At 62.8% G+C, this 19,496-nt stretch carries 15 protein-coding genes; 5 read left to right on the top strand and 10 right to left on the bottom strand.

Features of this window, described 5'->3' with window-relative positions:
• The first annotated feature begins 200 nt into the window (after positions 1-200).
• Both BLV09_RS03650 and BLV09_RS03645 read left to right on the top strand, forming a co-directional pair.
• Positions 201-584 carry a VOC family protein gene (locus BLV09_RS03650; protein WP_146686342.1) on the top strand — a complete coding sequence of 128 codons (384 nt, stop codon included), beginning with the start codon at positions 201-203 and terminating at the stop codon, positions 582-584.
• A 235-nt stretch (positions 585-819) separates the two neighbouring features.
• Positions 820-1,167: a GrlR family regulatory protein gene (locus BLV09_RS03645; protein WP_100382360.1), complete on the top strand. Its 348-nt coding sequence runs from the start codon at positions 820-822 to the stop codon at positions 1,165-1,167.
• A 13-nt stretch (positions 1,168-1,180) separates the two neighbouring features.
• Here the strand turns inward: BLV09_RS03645 and BLV09_RS03640 are convergent, their stop codons facing one another.
• The 8 genes from BLV09_RS03640 to BLV09_RS03605 all read right to left on the bottom strand — a co-directional run bounded on the left by BLV09_RS03640 (position 1,181) and on the right by BLV09_RS03605 (position 10,756).
• Positions 1,181-3,856: a PAS domain S-box protein gene (locus BLV09_RS03640; RefSeq protein WP_100382361.1), complete on the bottom strand. Its 2,676-nt coding sequence runs from the start codon at positions 3,854-3,856 to the stop codon at positions 1,181-1,183.
• 94 nt (positions 3,857-3,950) lie between these two features.
• The gene (locus tag BLV09_RS03635; protein ID WP_146686341.1) at positions 3,951-4,928 is read right to left on the bottom strand and encodes a Bug family tripartite tricarboxylate transporter substrate binding protein; all 978 of its coding nucleotides are present in this window, start codon (positions 4,926-4,928) and stop codon (positions 3,951-3,953) included.
• 148 nt (positions 4,929-5,076) lie between these two features.
• A complete protein-coding gene (locus tag BLV09_RS03630; protein ID WP_146686340.1) occupies positions 5,077-5,919 on the bottom strand; it encodes an NUDIX hydrolase in 843 nt (280 codons plus the stop codon).
• Positions 5,920-6,042: 123 nt separating this feature from the next.
• Positions 6,043-6,996: a dihydrodipicolinate synthase family protein gene (locus BLV09_RS03625; RefSeq protein WP_100382364.1), complete on the bottom strand. Its 954-nt coding sequence runs from the start codon at positions 6,994-6,996 to the stop codon at positions 6,043-6,045.
• A 170-nt stretch (positions 6,997-7,166) separates the two neighbouring features.
• A complete protein-coding gene (locus BLV09_RS03620) occupies positions 7,167-8,045 on the bottom strand; it encodes an SDR family oxidoreductase (RefSeq protein WP_100382365.1) in 879 nt (292 codons plus the stop codon).
• A gap of 105 nt (positions 8,046-8,150) precedes the next feature.
• Entirely contained in the window at positions 8,151-9,011 is an 861-nt protein-coding gene (locus BLV09_RS03615; protein ID WP_146686339.1) for a MaoC/PaaZ C-terminal domain-containing protein, read from the bottom strand.
• 207 nt (positions 9,012-9,218) lie between these two features.
• Positions 9,219-9,608, bottom strand: coding sequence for a Zn-ribbon domain-containing OB-fold protein (locus BLV09_RS03610; RefSeq protein WP_146686338.1), 390 nt, complete (start codon positions 9,606-9,608; stop codon positions 9,219-9,221).
• The gene (locus BLV09_RS03605; RefSeq protein WP_100382368.1) at positions 9,608-10,756 is read right to left on the bottom strand and encodes a thiolase domain-containing protein; all 1,149 of its coding nucleotides are present in this window, start codon (positions 10,754-10,756) and stop codon (positions 9,608-9,610) included. The genes BLV09_RS03610 and BLV09_RS03605 overlap by 1 nt, the downstream gene beginning before the upstream one ends.
• A 986-nt stretch (positions 10,757-11,742) precedes the next feature.
• Here BLV09_RS03605 and BLV09_RS03600 point away from each other — a divergent pair.
• Positions 11,743-12,942, top strand: a complete 1,200-nt coding sequence (locus tag BLV09_RS03600) for an ABC transporter substrate-binding protein (protein WP_146686337.1) — start codon at positions 11,743-11,745, stop codon at positions 12,940-12,942.
• Positions 12,943-13,224: 282 nt separating this feature from the next.
• Here BLV09_RS03600 and BLV09_RS03595 read toward each other — a convergent pair whose 3' ends face one another.
• Positions 13,225-16,716: an indolepyruvate ferredoxin oxidoreductase family protein gene (locus BLV09_RS03595; protein WP_146686336.1), complete on the bottom strand. Its 3,492-nt coding sequence runs from the start codon at positions 16,714-16,716 to the stop codon at positions 13,225-13,227.
• Between the two features lie 264 nt (positions 16,717-16,980).
• Here BLV09_RS03595 and BLV09_RS03590 point away from each other — a divergent pair, with 264 nt between their 5' ends.
• On the top strand, positions 16,981-18,210 hold the full coding sequence (locus tag BLV09_RS03590) for a c-type cytochrome (RefSeq protein ID WP_433994376.1): 1,230 nt from the start codon (positions 16,981-16,983) through the stop codon (positions 18,208-18,210).
• 15 nt (positions 18,211-18,225) lie between these two features.
• Here BLV09_RS03590 and BLV09_RS03585 read toward each other — a convergent pair whose 3' ends face one another.
• Complete coding sequence (locus BLV09_RS03585; protein WP_146686335.1) at positions 18,226-18,867, bottom strand: trimeric intracellular cation channel family protein; 642 nt, start codon at positions 18,865-18,867, stop codon at positions 18,226-18,228.
• A gap of 163 nt (positions 18,868-19,030) precedes the next feature.
• On the opposite strand from BLV09_RS03585, the gene BLV09_RS03580 reads away from it, so the two are divergent.
• Positions 19,031-19,495, top strand: a complete 465-nt coding sequence (locus BLV09_RS03580) for a hypothetical protein (RefSeq protein ID WP_146686334.1) — start codon at positions 19,031-19,033, stop codon at positions 19,493-19,495.
• Position 19,496: the final 1 nt, after the last annotated feature.

Below are 19,496 nucleotides of genomic sequence, written 5' to 3'. Positions count from 1 at the left end.
TCACCCGCCAGTACTAATCGGCAAAATAGGAAATAGTTGCACCAAAAGGCAACAATATGGGCGCCGGCTTGGCCAGAACACAGGGGGATGGCCAGTCGGGAATCCAACCGCTAAAACTGACCGCGCCAACGAGCGCAGGCCAAAGCCAACGCAAGAGCGCCGTATCAAGCGACGCGGAAACCACCAAGGAGAGACCGACGATGCCGATAGTCACCTGGGATCATGTCCATTTGCGCAGTCCCGATCCGGAGGCGACGGCCGCCTGGCTCGAAAATATCCTGGGCGGCGTGATCATTCGCGGCCCCGGGCGAATTGACGTGAAGCTTGGCGGCGCCAACGTGTTCATTGCGCCGGTCACCGCGGGCGACGGCGTCAACACGCCGCCGATAACACCCTATCAGGGGCTCGATCATTTCGGGCTGACGGTAAAGGACATCGACGCGGTAGCAGCCGAGATCAAGGCCAAGGGCGTGGAGTTCACCAAGGAGCCCACCACGATCCGGCCAGGCGTCCGCATCTGCTTCATCCGCGGGCCGCAGGGCATCTCGATCGAACTGCTCGAGCGCGACAAGAAATATGCCTGACCAAGCGCGACGCCGGGCTTGACGGCTTGCCGGGGCCGGGGGGGCCCCTCGGCCTCTCTGTGCCCGCGAACCAGCGACCTCCGCACTGTCATCTAACTGTCATATAACAGGGGTCGAATGACGTTCGCTGGCCGCAAGGCTCGCGGGCAACCTGCCGCGTTGACGCTGCATACGACTTTGGCATAACAGACAAGTACCAATTCCGTTGGACGACGGAACTTGGCATCGGGACACAATGAAGAACGGTCTGTATTCAATCCATGTCACCCTGCAGGATGGCCGGGAAGGCAAAGGCAGCGGTGTGGTCCTGTTCCGGGATGGCAAGATCCTGGGCGGCGACGCCTATCTGTTTTATACGGGCAGCTACGTGGTGAAGGGCGACGCCTTCAAGGGCGAGGTGCTGGTCCAGCGTCATACCAGCAGTCCCGATGCAAATCCGCTGTTCGGCGGTCCGAGTGCGGTCGGCGTTGGCGTCTCCGGTACCTTCACCGACGAGGCTGCTGTCATGGACGGAACGGCGCTTGTCGGCAAAGCCAGTCAGATTTTCACGGCGACGCTGCGCAAACTGACCGAGACCGATTAAGCCATCGAACGCACTATTCGGCAGCCTGCTCCAGCGGTGCAGTCCGGGGAAGGACGATCTGGATTCGCGTGCCCCTCCCCAGTTCGGAATCAAGGTCGAGCCGGCCGCCCAGCCGCGTCGTCACGATGCTGTAGACGATATGCAGTCCAAGCCCGGTGCCGCCCTGATCGCGGCGCGTGGTGAAGAACGGATCGAACGCCCGACGCCGGACGTCGAGACTCATGCCGCAGCCATCGTCGGAAAAAATGATCTCGACATTGTCCTTGCCGGATTCCCGCACCTGAATGTCAACTGCCCCGGGCCTGCCATCGGGGAAAGCATGCGCCACCGCGTTGAGGAATAGATTGGTGAGCACCTGTCCGTAGGGACCGGGATAACTGTTCATGGTGAGGTTGGGCTGGCAGTCGACGGTTAGCGTCAGATGGTGCTTTCGCAATCCGGGCCGCAGGCTCATCACCACCTGCTCGGTCAGATCGCCAAGATCGAACATGCGCTGATCGGAGTAATTGCGATCGGCGGCCACCTGCTTGAAGGACTGGATCAGTTCTGCCGCGCGATTAAGGTTGGCGACCAGTTGCGACGCCGCATCGCGGCTGGTTTCGAGAAAATCGTTCAAGCGGGATCGCCTGAGATCGCCGCGCTCCACCTCGGCGGCGAACGTCGCGGTCTTGCGCTCCAGCGCCGAGGCAACCGTCAGGCTGATGCCAACGGGATTATTGACCTCATGGGCGACGCCCGCCACCAGGCGTCCGAGTGCTGCGAGCTTCTCGGCCTCGATCAGCGAGTTCTGGGTTTCCCGCAGATTGCGCAACGCCGCTTCGGCCGCATCCTTGGCCTTGCGCATTTCCAGTTCGCCGCGCTTGCGTTCGCCGATGTCGAGCGCGACAGTGACGATCGTTTCGATACCGCCATCGGCATCGAGCAGCGGCAGCTTGTTTACCAGCCATTGCCGCAAGCTGCCGGAGGAATCCATATATTCCTCCTCATAGAACCCGAGCCCCTTGCCCGTCGCCAGCACCCGCTTGTCATTTTCGTCGGTCTTCTGCGCACCGTAGCGCGACATCAGGTCAGAGGTGGTGCGGCCGATCGCGTCCGCCGGTTCGACGCCGAAAATGCCCGCCATGTATCGGTTCATCAGGACATAACGGAGTTGCTTGTCCTTGACGTTGATCACCGCCGGCACGGTGTCGATCACCTGCTGCAGCAGCCGCCGGCCCTCTGCGACCGCATCCTCGGCGCGTTTCTGGTCGGTGATGTCGCGGACGGTTCCCTCGTAGCGGATAACCTCGCCGGCCTCATCGCGAACGACGGTCGCGCTGTCAGACAGCCAAAGTACACCTCCATCGCGCCGCTTCACCTGGTATTCGAATTCGCGCACCATGCCGTCGCGCCGCATCATCGACTGATAGATCGCGCGCACCGACGGGTGAACATAGATCGTATGCGCGATATCGCTGACGCTATGGATCAGTTCCTCCGGCGTCTCATATCCCATCATCCGCGCCAGCGCCGGGTTGGCGTTGAGAAGCGCGCCGGCCGGCGTCGTCACGTAGATCCCGTCAACCGAACCTTCGAACAGCTTGCGATAGCTTGCTTCGGCCAGGCGCTGCTCGGCCAAAGCGTGAATAGCCGCCTCACGCGCGGTGTCGGCATCGACCAGCGAGCGGCGGAACACCTCGGCGGCGCGGGCAATGTCGCCGATTTCGTTGTTCACATCCGTTGCCGGAATCGAAGTGTGTTTCTCACCGCCAGCAAGCGCGCGGATCGATCGGGCGATGGCCTTGAGCGGGCGGACGGTCCGGCGCACCACGATGACCGCGGCAGCAAATCCCGCCAGCACACCGGCCATGCCGAGGATAATGCTCTGCCATTTATCGTCTCTCAGCGTCCTGGCAAAATCATTGGCCAAAACGCGACCTCGGCGAGCGCTGATGTCTCGCAGCAAATCGGTGACGCGGCCGATCTGGCGGCCTTCGGTGCCGAGCACTTCCTTGTCGAGCTTGGCGATCTCGCCTTCCGTCCCGGCGATCGAGATAATCGCTTCGGCGTAGGCGTCGGTCGCGGAGCGAAGCTCCGGATTATCGATCGATATCGCCTGCATGCGCTGGGCCGACTGCTGGGCGCCCATTGGATCCTGCGCCAGCAAGGCCGCCGCGACCTGATTCTGGGCCCGGAACAGGTTTCTGGCGGTGATCCGATCGGGCACCAGGGCGATCGTCGATTCAAACTGCTCCCGCAGCGGCGGCAGTGCCGTGACCAATTCCGCGCGGCGCGCGATCAGCGCCGTGACGTGTTCGATTCCTTCGCGGTAGTTCGCGAGCCGCTGGGTGACGCCGTCGATCATGTCCCGCTGCTCAGGCGCAAGCTCCAGCCGCGTTTTCTTCAAGAGGTCGTTCAACGCCGATACGGCGGTTGAAACCCGATCGGACCGGGCGGCCGGATCGGTGACGAAGTCGCGCGCCGCCAGCCGCAGTTCGTTCATCCGCCGGTCGATCTCCTCGGCCAGGTCGCCGACAGCCTGCAACCGCTGAAGCTCGGCAAAGGTCGTACCGATATGGCGGATGGCGATGACGCTGGCCATGCTGGTCGCGGCGATCACCGCCAGCACCAGGAAAAAACTGCCAAAGGTCAATTGACCGATCGAAAGCGGAAACGACCGTATCCGTTGGACGATGGCGGCAAAGGGCATGAGGTTCGGGACCGTCTCCAGGCAGCCCGCTTTATACGCCGGAATCCGCCCTCAGGGGAACCTGCCCGCCGGCCCGGATATGCCCTCGCGAGGCTCAATCCGGCGGGATTCCGGCCTCCTTAACCACTTTGGCCCACAGCGCGACGTCGGCCTTGATGATGCCAGCGAACTCGGCGCGCGGGGCTACCTTCGGCTCGCATCCCGCGATATCAAGCTTGTGCTGCACGTCCGCCGAGGCAAGCGCCGTGTCGAGCGCCTTGCTGATCCGGTCGACGATCGGCCCGGGGGTGCCGGCGGGCACCACGATGCCGAACCACGGCGTCACTTGAGCCTCGGCATAGCCCTGTTCCGCCATGGTCGGCACGTCAGGGAAGTATTTCGAGCGGCCATCATTGATCGCGCCGATGATCCGGATGGTGCCGGTCTGCACCTGCGCCAGCGCCTGGTTGGCGGACAGGAAGGTCGATGTGATCAGGCCGCTGGAGATATCCGCCACCATCTGCGGGTAGCCGCGATAGCCGATGCCGGTGACGTCGATGCCGGCCAGCCGCTTGAACAGTTCGAAGCCGAGATGCCCGGTCGATCCCTTGCCGGGATGGCTGTAGTTCAGCTTGCCGGGCTTTGCCTTGGCGAGCGCCACATACTCGGCCACGTTCTTCACCGGCAGCGTGGTGGGAACGACGAAGAAATTCGGCGCACGGCATATCTGCCCGATCGGGATGAAATCGCGCACCGGATCCCAGTGCAGACTGACATTCAGCGACGGACTGGCGGTGAAGAAGGTCGTCACCAGCAGCCATGTGTAGCCGTCAGGCGCGGCGTGCGCGACCTCCTCCGCGGCGATCGAACCATTGCCGCCGGATTTGGATTCGGTGAGGATCGTCCCCTTCCACTGCACGGCCATGTTCTGCGCGACGATGCGCCCGAACACGTCGGCAACGCTGCCGACCGAATACGGATTGATCAGGCGGATCGGATGATCGGGAAAGCTATCTTGCGCGACGGCCAAGCTGGGCAAGACAAAAAACGTCAGCCACGCGCCTATCACCACGCCAACGCGCCCAATCTTCATGATGCGCTCCCTGCCCTGATTATTTTTCTGGCAGGATGCCGCCAATCCCGGTGGTCAGCAAGGGCGGAATGTCAGGCCGCAATCTAGACTGCTTCGTCACCCGGGGGTTCGCCGCGATGACGCGGCGCGCGCTCGTTGCGATCGAAAGCTAACCGGCCGCGCCGACTTCAAACAGCTCGCCGTCGTAACCTGCTTCGGCCGGGATGCGGAGCTGCCGACCGCCATTGAGCCTGGTCATGACCGGCATCACCGTGACGATCGGCTTGCCTTTCATGTCGTCGAGGGCCGCGCGCACGTTGGGCTGCTTGCCAAGACGGATCAGGTTGCGCGTGGTCGGGAATGGCAGCTTGAACCGCCCACTCTCACCGCCCGCCAAGGCCTCGCGCGGCGACACCCAGATCGAGTCGGTGGATTCCCTGCCGTCGTGGGCGCCGGCCTGCGCCGGTGGCGCAGATGCCAGGAAGAACCAGGTATCGAACCGCTTCGGCATGCCCTCCGGCGTGATCCAGTGCGCATAAGGCACCAATTCATCGAGCGCCAGCGACATTTCATTGTCGGCGAGAACTTTCGGAAATGTCGTCTTGCCCTCGCACAAAGCACTGCGATGGGCGGCCTCGATTTCGGCGGCGCGCTTGGCGTCCACAAGGGTGCTCGCGCCGCGCGGCCGGGCCAGCAGGATACCGCTCTCCTCGAAGGTCTCGCGGATCGCGGCGATGCGGAAGCTCAGCGCCGCGGCGTCGAGCCCCTCACCGCCCGTGTAGAGTTCGGGCCTCGCGATGATTTCCTTGTCGCTGGCGTCGACACTGCCGCCGGGAAATACCAGCGCGCCGGAATTAAAATCGATCTCATAATGGCGCACCATCATGAAAACTTCGATCTCGCCGCGGCCCTTGCCGTCGGCATCGCGGCGCTTGCCGTCGACGTCGCCGGCACTGTCGCGCAACAGCAGAATCGTGGACGCCGGACGCGGCGCGACAGCTTCGGCAGGCATGAGCTTTCATCCTCTCCGTCATCCTGAAGAGCGGCCTCTTGGCCGCGTCTCGAAGGATGAGAAACGTATCGGCCCATGGTTCGAGACGGCGCAAGCGCGCCTCCTCACCATGACGTAATTTTATCAACCCGCCGCGCTGGACTGCGGCTGCAGGTTCGCGCGTTTGTCGAAGCGTGCGACCCGCGACAGCAGATAATCCACTTCCGCCCTTGCAGCCGGCGTGATGTTCGAGCCCGGCTTGCGTTGCGCGCTCGAGGCGATCACGCCGCGCTTTTGCAGCACGTATTTCCGCACCGCCAATCCCGCGCCGGGCTGCTGCTCGTAGCGGATCAGCGGCAGATGCGCGTCGAACAGATCGTGCGCGGCGTCGCGCTTGCCGGCTTTCGACAATTTCACCACGTCGATCAGCAATTCCGGAAAGGCGTAGCCAGTCATCGCGCCGTCGGCGCCGCGTTCCATCTCGAAATCGAGGAACAGGCCGCCATTGCCGGTCAAGATCGACAGCGGCCGCAGCGAACCGTCCTTCTGGAACGCGCGAAGCGTGGAGATCTTCTCCAGTCCCGGCCAATCCTCGTGCTTGAGCATCACGCAGGACGGGCTGTCCATCACGATCTTCCGGATCACCGCCGGTGTGAACACGACCGACAGCGTCAGCGGATAATCCTGCAGCACCCAGGGAATGTCGTCGCCGATCGCTTCCACCGCCTGCTTGAAATAGCCGATGATCTGATCGTCGGTGCGCAAATGCGGCGGCGGCGCGATCATCACGCCGGCGGCGCCGGCATCCATGGAAGCCCGCGCCAGCGAGCGCATCGTGGCAAATCCGGGCGCGGAGACGCCGACGATGATCTGCATGTTCTTGGCGCGCTTGACAAAGCGTTTTGCCACCTCTTCGGCTTCCGAGCCGTCGAGTTTAGGCGCCTCGCCGAGGATACCCAGCACAGTGACGCCATCGCAGCCGACTTCGGCATAGAAGTCGGTCAGCCGGTCAATCGATTTCTCGTCGATCCGGCCGTCATCGTGGAACGGTGTCGGTGCAATGGCGAAGGTGCCTGCGGCTTTGGCGGTGAGTTTCATGAGAGATGCCTTTGAATGGATGACGTCATTCCGGGATGGTCCGTAGGACCAGACCCGGAATCTCGAGATTCCGGGTTCGCGTTCCGCGCCCCGGAATGACAACTCTATATCAGCCCGCGCCGAGACGCGCCAATCGCCTTGCCGGCATACGGCGTGTCACAAGGCGCTCTTTAAAACCGCCGCGCACCCATCTTGATCTGGTCTTCAGAAAAGAAGATGTCCTTGGCGTGTTCAGCAATATCCTGCGCCTTCCATCCGGTGTGCGGCGGCTTCCAGCCTTCCATTTCCATCATCCGCATCTCGCGGACGCCGCGCGGGCCGGAAACGCCGAGCACCTTGCCGGTCTGGTCGCCTGACAAATCGCTGACCATGTATAGCACCGCCGGCGCGATCCCGTCCGGCCCCAGGGCCGCGCCCGGATTTTCGATATAGCGCGGCAGGTCGGCGGTCATGCGGGTCAGCGCGCCCGGGGCCAGCGTCCAGATACGGATGTTGTATTTCCGGCCCTCGATCGCCAGCACGTTCGACAGTCCCCAGATACCGCCCTTGGCCGCTCCGTAATTGGACTGGCCGAAATTGCCGATCAGGCCCGAGGTCGACGACGTGTTGACGATGACGCCGCCGCCATTCTCGCGCATCCACCGGAACACCGGTTGCGTGCAGCAGAACGTACCTTTCAGATGCACCTTGATCACCTTGTCCCAGGCCGCTTCGCTCGCCTTGGCGAAGGTCTGGTCGAGCAGGATGCCGGCATTGTTGACGAGGATGTCGGCGCGGCCGAAATTCTTGATGGCGTCGTCGAATACCGACTGTCCGCCGGCCAGGGTCGAGATATCAGCGCCGTTGGCGACCGCGCGGCCGCCTTCGGCCTTGATCGCGTCGACCACTTTCTGCGCCATCGACTTGTCGTTGCCGGAGCCGTCGCGCGGCCCGCCGAGGTCGTTGACCACGACGGCTGCGCCCTCACGTGCGAACAATTTGGCATAGGCTTCGCCAAGCCCGCCCCCCGCGCCCGTGATCAGCGCGACCTTGCCGTCGAGTAATCCCATGATGTTTTTCTCCCTATTATTGCTGTCATTCCGGGGCGCGCAGCGAACCCGGAATCTCGAGATTCCGGGTCTGGTCCTTCGGACCATCCCGGAATGACGGAAATCTCACCCCAGCACCGTCCTGCCGCTCTTGATGACGGTGACGTTGCGCGCCTTCACCTTGGCCTCGAATGAAATCACATGGCCGTCCTTCCACAGCTCCATCGTCACGGTCTCGCCGGGATAGACCGGCGAAGAGAACCGCGCGGCGTGCTGCCTGAACGCGGACGGGTCATAGTCGGCATAGGTCTGCAACACGCCGCGGCAGGTGATGCCGTAGGTGCACATGCCGTGCAGGATCGGCTTGGGAAAGCCGGCGCGCTTGGCAAATTCGGGATCGGAGTGCAGCGGATTGCGATCGCCGCAGAGCCGGTAAACCAGCGCCTGATCCGGCCGCGTCGAGATATCAATGGTCTGGTCCGGCGCGCGGGTCGGCACCTTGTGCGGCTCGGGCTGGCCTTCCGATGGCCCGCCAAACCCGCCATCGCCGCGCGCAAAGCGCGATGCGACCAATGTCGCCAACTTCTCGCCCTTGTCATCCTTCAGCACCGTCTGGTGCCGGATCACGGCGCCCTTATCCTTGCCCTTGTCGAAAACATCGAGAACGCTGGAATCGGCGGTGATGTGGGCCGCGGTGGAAAGCGGCTTGTGAAAGGTGATGTCACGCTCGCCATCGACCACCATCACACGGTTGAGATTCATTTCGCCGGGCCCCGCACCCCAGGCCGCAACGGAAGCAAAGGTCGGCACGACCTTCAGCGCCCGCGGCGTGGCTACGGCCTCGTTGACGAAGGCGAGTTCTTTCTCGTCCATCGGATCCGCACCAAGCCCGATGCCATAGGCGTAGAGCATCACCTCGCGATCGGTGTAGGCGTATTTCTGGCCGAGGTTTTTCAGGGCCATCAGCTCGTCGTACTTGATCGGCATTTGCAGTTTTCTCCCGAATATCTTTTTCTTTAGCGGTGCCCGTTGCTGCGCCCTCTCCCCTTGTGGGAGAGGGCTGCATCGACGCCAAACACAAACCCAATTAGGGTGAGGGGTCGGCGCGACGGATGGATACTTCCCAGCGGATAGAAACCCCTCACCCGCCCTCGCTTCGCTCAGGCACCCTCTCCCACAAGGGGAGAGGGACACTCACACCGGCGTAAAGAACGGCAGTGGCGCGCCTTCGGTCGGCTTGAACACCACCTTGACCTTCTGGCCGATCTTCAGCTTGTCGATATCGCAGTCGACCAGATTGGTCTGCAGCGACGGACCTTCCTTCAAGGTGACGTAGGCGATCGCATAAGGCCCGGCCGGCGATTTGCGCATCAGGCTGAAGGTGTAGATCGTGGCCTCGCCCGAACTTTCTTCCCACACCGTCTTGTCGGAAAAACAGAATGGGCAGATCGAACGCGGAAAATAATGCGGCTCCCCGCACGCCGTGCAGCGCTTGATCATGAATTTGCCCTGGGCTGCGGCATCCCAGAATGGTTTGGTTTCGGGATTGCCCTGCGGCGCCGGATATTTCTTTGCTTCAGCCATCACGCACGCTCCAGAATGCAGGTTGAGGCGGCATGGCGCACGCCGAGCAGGCCACCGGTGCCGTGGGCGATCGCGAGATCGCAATTGGGCACCTGGACTTTCGGATGCGCTTCGCCGCGCAGCTGGCGCACCGCTTCGATGATCTTGGTCATGCCGCCGCGGTTGACAGGATGGTTGCTGCACAGGCCGCCGCCATCGGTGTTGAACGGCAGCTTGCCGACGCCGGAGATTAAGTTGCCGTCGGCGACGAACTTGCCGCCCTCGCCTTTTTTGCAGAAGCCGATATCTTCGAGCTGCATCAGCACCGTGATGGTGAAGCTGTCGTAGATCGAGGCGTATTTGATGTCCTTCGGGGTCACGCCCGCTTCCTCGAAGGCGCGCGGTCCGGACCACACGCCCGCCGAATAGGTCAGGTCGAGATCCTTGCCGCCGCGCGGTCCTTTCATCGCCTCGCCGTGCCCGATCAGGCGCACGCGCGGCTTCTTCAGGCTTTTCGCGATTTCCGGCGTGGTGACGATCAGCGCGCCACCGCCATCGGTGACGACGCAGCAATCCATCCGGTGCAGCGGATCGGAGATCATCGGCGAGTTGAGAACGTCCTCGACGGTGACGACCTCCTTCAGCATCGCGTGCGGGTTGTATTGCGCGTGATGGGAAGCCGCGACCTTGATCCAGGCGAGCTGCTCGCTGGTGGTGCCGTAGTCGTGCATGTGGCGCATGGCACACATGCCGTAGGCATTGTGGGTGGTCGCGCCATAGGCAGCCTCAAAATCGGCCTCGGCGCCCGCCGCACGCGGCGGCATCGCGCCAGTGCGCGGCTTGCCCGCCAGCGTGATCAGCGCGATCGAGCACTTGCCCGCCGCAATCGCTTCGGCGGCATGTCCGAGGTGGATCAAATAGGAACAGCCGCCGGTCTCGGTGGAATCGACGTGGCGTACTTTCAGGCCGAGGTAATCGACCATCGGCCAGAGGCCGCCGGGCGCGTCGCCGGCGCAGAAATAGCCATCGACATCGGCCTTGGTCAGCCCGGCATCTTCCAATGCGCCCTTGGCGACCTCGGCATGGAGCTGCGCGGTGGATTTATCGGGTGCGTGCCGGGTCGGATGCTCGTAGATCCCGGCAATGTAGGCTTTGCCCTTGATGGTCAAATCGTTCTCCGCTGGCGTTTCTCATTCCCAGCGGTTTTCTCGCCTGTCGGGCCAGCCTTGGCAAGCGCCGAAATATTCCGTCAGGCGAGACGGAATACGAAGCCGCACTCAAGCGGGAGACACAGCGCACCGCAGCGCTTTCGCTTACACCGTCATTCCGGGATGGTGCGTCAGCACCAGACCTCAGATGCGCAATCGCGCATCGGGGAATCTCGCGCCGTAATGTCGGGATTCCGGGTTCGATGCTCCGCATCGCCCCGGAATGACGTGCATCCACATTCCCGCGGCACGATTTGCCCGGGTTGTGCAAGCTCGATGTCCCTCAAAAAAACAGAGGGCGCAGGGAAAGCCGGGTGCCCGCTGCACCCGTAGCCTCGCGTGCAAAGTGTAGAAAGCACACGAGTTAGTCACCACAGGTTCACCGGAGCAGTCCGGCCTTCCCTGCGCAATGGTTTTAACGGCTTGCTTCGTGCTCTCCCCGGTGACCGGGCTTTCTTGTCACCGTCATCGGTGTGATGCGAAGCGACATCACTTGCGTGATGCGCAGGCATCATCGACCGACTTGACACCAGCGTCGGGGCGTCAGGACCACACGACTTCACCGTCCGCACCAGCGCCGTTCGTCTCTCGCGCGCCGCCGCATCCACCGCATCCCGCACCCAACGTCCGTGACGATCGCGATACGCCCCTCTTGTGAGGACGGGACTCACTCGCCCTATCGCTGTTTCTAGGCATCGGCCAAGCAAAAAATTTTTCAGGCTGGGCTGGACACCGAAATCAAAAAACAGCCCGTCGGGCAAATCAGCAATGCCTCGACGAAATGATGGACGCGATACAACGAAGGGCTACGGCAAATTGGCTGCGGTTTCGATCGTGCGTCAGGGCCGCGATTGACCATCGTGAATGTGAATGGACCGGCGTCATCAGCCCGATACAGTCCAATGGTTGCTTATCCAAATCCCTCGTCATAACCGGAATGCAGTCTCATGCTCGCTAGATTAAAGGTCCTGCTGCTCGCCACATGCAGTTTTGCTGCCTCCGTGGGCGTTGCGCACGCTGCCGACCAGGCACCGGTCCACATCACGGTCATCTCGGATTTGGACGACGATCTTTACGATGCACGATCCGGTCGCGGCGGAGTGGACGCAACCCGCATGGCTGTCGCGGATTTCGGCGGCACGGTTCTGGGCCGGCCGGTGATTGTCGATGCCTTGAACGACCATAACAAGCCTGCGGAGGCGCCGGGGCTTGCAACGCAGGCCTATGATGCGGGTGCGGACCTGCTCATGGACGTGCAGAACTCGCCGATTGCGCTGGCCATCGCCAAGGTGGCGAACGAACGGCACAAATTGGCGATCAGCACCGGGGCGGCCGCTCCCGCCCTCACCCGGGGCGCCTGCAGCCGCTACGTCTACCATTACTCGTTTGACTTGCCGGCGATTGAAACCACGACCGCCGATTACCTTGCGCAGACTGCGCAGGGCAAGCGTTGGGCATTCGTTTCAGAAGATACCGGCTTTGGCCGCGCCGGCATCGCGACCATGACAGCGCTCATCACGGTGCACGGCGGGCAGGTCGTGAAGTCCTTTGTTGTGCCATCGACTATGAGCGATTACTCGACCATTCTTGATGAATTACGCGGCCTAAAACCCGAGGTGGTGGCGGTCATCGACGCCGGTGCGAAGGACGATGCCGGCGTGACAGCCGTGACCAAGGCCGGGCTTCCGGCCGTGACGACGACGGCGCTGCTCTATCTGTCCGACGTTGATCGGGTGCAAGGCGGCTATGCCGGCGTGGTAGCAGCCACGCCTTGGTACTGGAATCTCGACGCCGCAGCCCGCGCATGGTCTGACCGGTTCGCTGCGGCGCATGACGGCCGCCGGCCGACCGAAGCTCAAGCTGCTGATTACTCGGCCACGACGCAATGGCTGAATGCCGTCCGCACCGCCGGGACCACGGATGCCGATGCGGTCGTCCACGCCCTGGACGGGCACAAGTTCAACGATTTTTTCGCCCATGATGGCGAGTTCCGCGCGAGCGACCATGCGGTCGTGCATGATCTGTACGTCGTAAAGGTCAGAACACAGGCCGAGCTGCCGGAGCCGCATGCCTGGTACGAGGTGCTGGCGACCGTACCCGCGGCGACCGCATTCCCCGTCGGGACAGAATGCAAGATGGCCCAGTGACCGATCCGGACACACGGACGGAACGACCGAAAAATCATTCCTTTTTCGTCATGGCCGGGCTTGTCCCGGCCATCCACGTCTTTCTCTCGGCTGCGCATTAAGGCGTGGGATGCCCGGGACAAGCCCGGGCATGACGAGCTTTGATGAAAAGCCCTATTTCACTGGCCGCATTTTGAGCGCCGTAGGGTGGTTAGCCGAAGGCGTTGCCCACCAATTTCAGAATGATACACAAAGAAGGCGGGTTACGCCGCGCTAACCCACCCTACGCGACCACGCGAGCGCCTACTCCGCCGCGATCTGCCTCGGCGCGGGCGGCGGGCTGACCAGATCGGCAACGAGCTGTGCGTGCCGGGTTTGCGCTTCCCTGGCCGCTTTCTCTTTCACCGGCCCATAGCCCCTGATGCGATCGGGCAGCGACAGCAGTTCGACCGCGGTATCGAGCGTGACCGGCGAAAGCGCGCCGAGCGTGGTTGCGACGTCTTTCTCGTAGGCCGCGATCAGATCGCGTTCGAGCTTGCGGTCGGCGCCGCGACCGAAGATATCAAACGCCGTGCCGCGAAAGCCACGCAGACCAGCGAGAACCTTGAACACCGGCATCATCCACGCACCGAATGCGCGCTTCTTCGGCCGGCCCAATGCGTCGGTGCCGCCGCCGAGCATTGGCGGTGCGAGATTAAAACTGATCTTGAAGTCGCCGTCGAACTGATCACGGATCTGCTTTTCAAACCTGCCATCGGTGTAGAGCCGCGCCACCTCGTATTCGTCCTTGTAGGCGAGCAGCTTGGCGTAGTTGATCGCGACCGCGCGCGGCAACTCGTCGCCAAAACCGCGATCGGTAGCCGCGTTACGCACCTTCGTCACCAGATCGCGGTAACGCCCGGCGAGCTTTGCGTTCTGATAATCGGTCAGCAGCGCGCTGCGATGCGCGACGATCTCGTCAAGCGACATCGCCTCCAGCGTCTTCGGCGCGACCGTCTCGTCCTGCCCCTTCATCATCGCCGCCAATCGCGCGGGATCGACAGCGGCCAAACGCCCGAGCTGGAAGGCCTGCGTGTTCATCTTGACCGCGACGCCATTGACCTCGATCGCCTGCTCGATCGCCTTGGCCGAGAGCGGCAACAGCCCCTTCTGATAGGCGTAGCCCATCATCATCATGTTGGTGGCGATGGAATCGCCGAGCAGGAGTTCGGCCGGTTTGGTGAAATCGAAGAACGAGGAATCCTTGCGGAGCGCTGTTTCCAGCACGTGATTGACTTTGCGGGCCTGGAAATTGAAGTCGCGGTTCAGGATGAAATCCGCGATCGGAATGAGATGGGTGTTGATGACGCCGGTGGTGCGGCCGGATTCGCAGAGCGTCATGGTCTCCTTGGCGGCCGCCACCACTTCATCCGCCGCCAGCACGAGATCGGCGGTGCCGGTGACGATGCGCGAACAGGTGACGTCGGCGGTATGCTCCGACAGCCGGACGTGGCTCAGTACCGCGCCGCCCTTTTGTGCGAGGCCCGACATGTCCAGAATCATGCTGGCCTTGCCCTCGATGTGGGCGGCCATGCCGAGCAGTGCGCCGATGGTGAGCACGCCGGTGCCGCCGACGCCGCCGACCGCGACGTTATAGGGCCGATCCAGCGAGGGCCGTGATGCCGGCTCCGGCAGATCGCCGATAGCACCCAGGTCCGCGGGTGCGCGGCGACGAAGCTTGCCGCCGTCGACCGTGACAAAGGACGGACAAAAGCCCTTGAGGCAGGAATAATCCTTGTTGCAGCTCGACTGATTGATGGTGCGCTTGCGCCCCAGCTCGGTTTCCAGCGGCTCGACCGAAATACAGTTCGACTGCACCGAACAATCGCCGCAACCTTCGCACACCGCGGGGTTGATGAGCACACGGCGTTGCGGATCCTCCATCGTGCCGCGTTTGCGGCGGCGGCGCTTTTCGGCCGCGCAGGTCTGCACGAACACGATCGCAGACGCACCCTTCACCTTGCGCAACGTCTTCATCACGGCATCGAGCTCATCGCGATGCGCGGTCTTGGTGCCGGGCGCGATATCGGAGGCCGGATAGGCGTCGGGATTCTCCGACACCAGATAGATGTCGCGGATGCCTTCGGAGTGGAGCTGGAAGGTGATCTGCTGCGGCGACAATTCGCCGTCGACATGCTGGCCGCCGGTCATCGCGGTCGCGTCGTTATAGAGGATCTTGTAGGTGATGTTGGCTTTGGAGGCGACGGCCTGACGGATCGCGAGGCTGCCGGAATGGAAGTAGGTGCCGTCGCCGAGATTGGCGAACACGTGCTCTTCCTTGGTGAACGGCGCGACGCCGACCCAGGGCACGCCCTCGCCGCCCATATGGGTGAAGGTCTCGGTGTTGCGGTCCATCCACAACGCCATGAAGTGACAGCCGATGCCGGCAAAGGCGCGGCTGCCTTCCGGCACCTTGGTGGAGGTGTTGTGCGGGCAGCCCGAACAGAAATACGGCGTGCGTGTAATCGGCGCCACCGCCTGCATCTGGCTCGCCTGCCGGCCGTTGAACCAGTCGGCCTTGGCGCGCAGCATGGCGGCGATTTCGGGATTGAGATTGAGCCGCAGCAGCCGCTCGGTCAGCGAGCTTGCCAGCGACGCCACGCTCAGCTCTTCGGCGAAGGGCAGGAAGCGCTTGTCGTGGTCGTCCATCTTGCCGACGATGCGCGGGCGCACATCGTCGCGCCAGTTGAACAGCTCCTGCTTCACTTGATTTTCGACGATCTCGCGGCGCTCTTCGATGATGAATATCTCTTCGAGTCCGACAGCGAATTCGCGCACCCCTTGCGGCTCCAGCGGCCAGGGCATGCCGATCTTGTAGAGCCTAAGTCCGATCTTGGCGGCGACTTCCGGCGTGATGCCGAGTTCCCGCAGCGCCTGCCGGATGTCCTCATAGCTCTTGCCCGAGGCCATGATGCCGAACCGCGCATTGGGCGAATCCATCGTGATCCGGTTGACCTTGTTGGCGCGCGCGAACGCGATCGCGGCAAAGCCCTTGTAGTCCTGCAACCGCCGGTCCTGGTCGTAGCGGTCATCAGGCCAGCGCAGATTGAGTCCGCCCGGCGGCATCTCGAAATCGGTGGGAATGATGAAGGGCTTCATCTCGTCGGTGAGGTCGATCTCCGCCGTGGTCTCCACGGTCTCGGTGATCACCTTCATGCCAACCCAGCAGCCGGAATAGCGCGACATCGCTATTCCCAACAGGCCCATCTCGATCATTTCATGGATGCTGGAGGGATAGAGGTAGGGCATCAGCGCGGAGATGAAGGCGTGGTCGGACTGATGCGGCACGGTCGAGGATTTGGCGCCGTGATCGTCACCGGCGAGGCAAAGCACGCCGCCGTTTTTCGCCGAGCCCGCGGCATTGCCGTGGCGGAACACATCGCCACAGCGGTCGACGCCAGGGCCCTTGCCATACCAGATGCCAACCACACCATCGTGATTGGCGCCGGCCGAGAGATTAAGCTGCTGCGAGCCCCAGATCGCGGTCGCGGCCAGATCCTCGTTCACGCCGGGCTGAAACTTGATGTTGTATTGTTCGAGGTGTTTTCGCGCGGCGAACAGCTGCTGATCGTAACCGCCCAGCGGCGAACCGCGGTAGCCCGAGATGAAGCCTGCGGTGTTGAGGCCGGCGGCGCGATCGCGGCGGATCTGCGCCATCGGGAGCCGGACCAGCGCCTGGATACCGGTCAGGAAGACATGACCGGAGCCCTGGGTGTATTTCTGATCGAGACTGATCGGACCCTGATTGATTCCCATTCCACCCTCTTCTACCGGATGGCGAACAGCCGGCCGGCTCTTTTATCTAGGCATCTAAAGTCGTTAGAACCAGTCTATGTCGGTTCTTGAGCCAAGCGCACCACAAATATCGATAGCCGAGCCTCGCCTTTTGCAGATCGCAATTTCGTGCCGGGAATACCCGAGGGTTTTTTCGGTTTGTGTCGTTGAACAGCCCAATCGCGAAATGGCGTGGCGTAGTCGTTCTCCTGGGTTTCACGATATAATGGTGTGGGAGAGCAATTAGTGCCGAGACGATATTACGCAGCGCGGGCGATTCTCGCGGTCCTGTTTTTGTGCACCGCATTCGTCGGCGGCCAGACCAAGGCGCAGCCCTCGCCGGAGATCATCGCCCGCGGCAAGGCGCTGACGGAAGCGGCCGATTGCGCAAGCTGCCACACCGCCGATCCCTCAAAGCCGTTCGCGGGGGGAAAACGCATCGACACCCCATTCGGGGCAATTTATTCGCCAAACCTGACACCGGATCGAGATACCGGCCTCGGCGGCTGGAGCGATGACGACTTCTACCGCGCCCTGCACGAGGGCATCGCACCCAATGGTTTGCGCTATTATCCAGCGTTTCCCTATCCGAATTTCACGAGGATCACCCGCGACGACGTGCTGGCGATCCGCGCCTACCTTGCGACGCTCACACCGTTCCGCAATACGCGGCCGCCGCCGGAATTACGCTGGCCGTTGAACCACCGCGTGGTCATGCGCGCCTGGGACTGGCTGTTCTTCCGGCCTCGTACCTTTGTGCCAAAGCCGGACAAGAGCGCGGAATGGAATCGCGGCGCCTATCTGGTCAGGGGCGCGGCGCATTGCGGCGCATGCCACACGCCTAAGAACCTGTTCGGCGCCAACAAACGCGGCCGGGCCTATGGCGGCGCGCCGGTCGCGGGCTGGTTCGCGCCGCGGCTCGACGGCGCCGAGCGCGGTGGGCTCAAATCGTGGAGCGTCGACGACATCACCGAATATCTGCAAAGCGGCCGCAACGGCCGCAGCCACGCCGATGGATTGATGGCCGAAGTTGTCGTCAATTCGACCTCGAAGATGAGCGATGCCGACGTCCACGCCATGGCCGTCTATCTCAAGGATTTGCGGGCGCGCGCGCCTGAGCCTGTTGTCGCCCCGCCTCCTCCGACGCAAATGGCTGACGGGCAGAAAATCTACAGAGGCGCTTGCATCGCCTGCCATGAGATGGATGGAAGCGGCGCGCCGCGGATTTATCCGCCGCTGCCTGGCAACGCCAACCTGCAATCCGCCGATCCCTCCAGCACGCTGCGCATTATCCTGGACGGCGCGGAGACCGTGACGACGCCGCGCGCGCCCAACAGCGGATCGATGCCGGCCTACAGCGAAAAATTGTCCGATCAGGAGATCGCTGATGTCGCGACCTATATCAGGAATTCGTGGGGCAACGCCTCGCCCGCGGTGACGCCGGCCCAAGTCGCGAAGGCGCGCAAACAGCAATGAGATTTTGCGCCTCGCTTAACGCCCGTCCTCGTTGAAGACGAATTTCGGCATTTCCCATTTGTAGCGGATCGCCAACAGCCGAAACGACAGGCCGAGGACGAACGTTAGCGCCGTCCAGGTTTCGTCATTCAGTTTCAGGCCGAACGCGGTGGCGTAAAACAGACCGGTGACGGCGGAAACGCTGGCGTAGAGCTCGGAGCGAAACAACAGCGGCACGTCATTGCAGAGGATGTCACGCAGCACGCCACCGGCGCAGCCGGTGATCATCCCCGCGACAATCACGATCGGCAGCGCGTCATTCATCTGCCAGGCGACATCGCAGCCGGCCATGGTGAAGACCACGAGGCCGATGGCGTCGAGGACCAGAAACGCCAGATTGAGCCGGTGGACCACGCGCGCGGTCAGGATGGTCACGAAAGCCGCACCTGCCGTCAGCGCGAGGTATGACGGGTTCTGCACCCACAGCAGCGGATAGTGTCCAAGCAGGACATCGCGGATGGTGCTGCCGCCGAGCGCGGTGATGCAGCCCAGCAGGCATACGCCGACCCAATCCATGCTGCGCCGGCCCGCGGCAAGGGCCGCCGTCATCGCCTGCGCCGCGAGCGCCACCAGCGACAGCGCATACAGGACGATATCGCTCGGCGGCAGGCTTCGCATCGCAACCTCATGAGGTCATGGCCACGGAACTTACGGCGCGGGTTCCAACCTGAACAGGCCCTCGAATTATCCACAGCCGGATCGACCGGTTCATAAATGGGCGGATTCCCGGAACCTCGGAGGGGCGACAGCCATTGTCATAGGTCTAACGGAGGAACCATTCATGGCCAATCAACGCATGCCGAACGATCCCTATCGTTCTTCGAACGATCCATATCGCCCGAACCTTGCCGGCGACGACATTGGTAGCCCGGCCCCACTCGACAACGAATTGCAGCCCGATCCCGAACTCGCGGAAGGCCCGGCCGGCAGCGGCAGAATTGCGCTGTTTGCGATCGGGATCGCGGTGATTTTGGGCGCCGTGTTCTATGGCTTGAACAACACCAGTATCAATCAGGCCAGCACCGCGCCGCCGGCGCAAACCGCGCAGACCCAGACGGCTCCGCCGCCGGCGCCTGCGGGCATGCGCGACGTGACGCCCCATGCGAACAGCCAGCCGAATAGCCAGCCTGGCGTGACCACGGGTGCTGCGACCAACCGTCCGACGCCGCCGACGTCCGGCCCGACCGGCTCGGAACTCGATCGATCGGCTAATCCTTCGGCGGGCCAGAACAACGATAACCGCTAAG

The sequence above is a fragment of the Bradyrhizobium canariense genome (genome assembly GCF_900105125.1).
In the GTDB taxonomy this organism is placed as follows: Bacteria; Pseudomonadota; Alphaproteobacteria; order Rhizobiales; family Xanthobacteraceae; genus Bradyrhizobium; species Bradyrhizobium canariense_A.
This window is presented reverse-complemented; position numbering and strand designations above follow the sequence as displayed.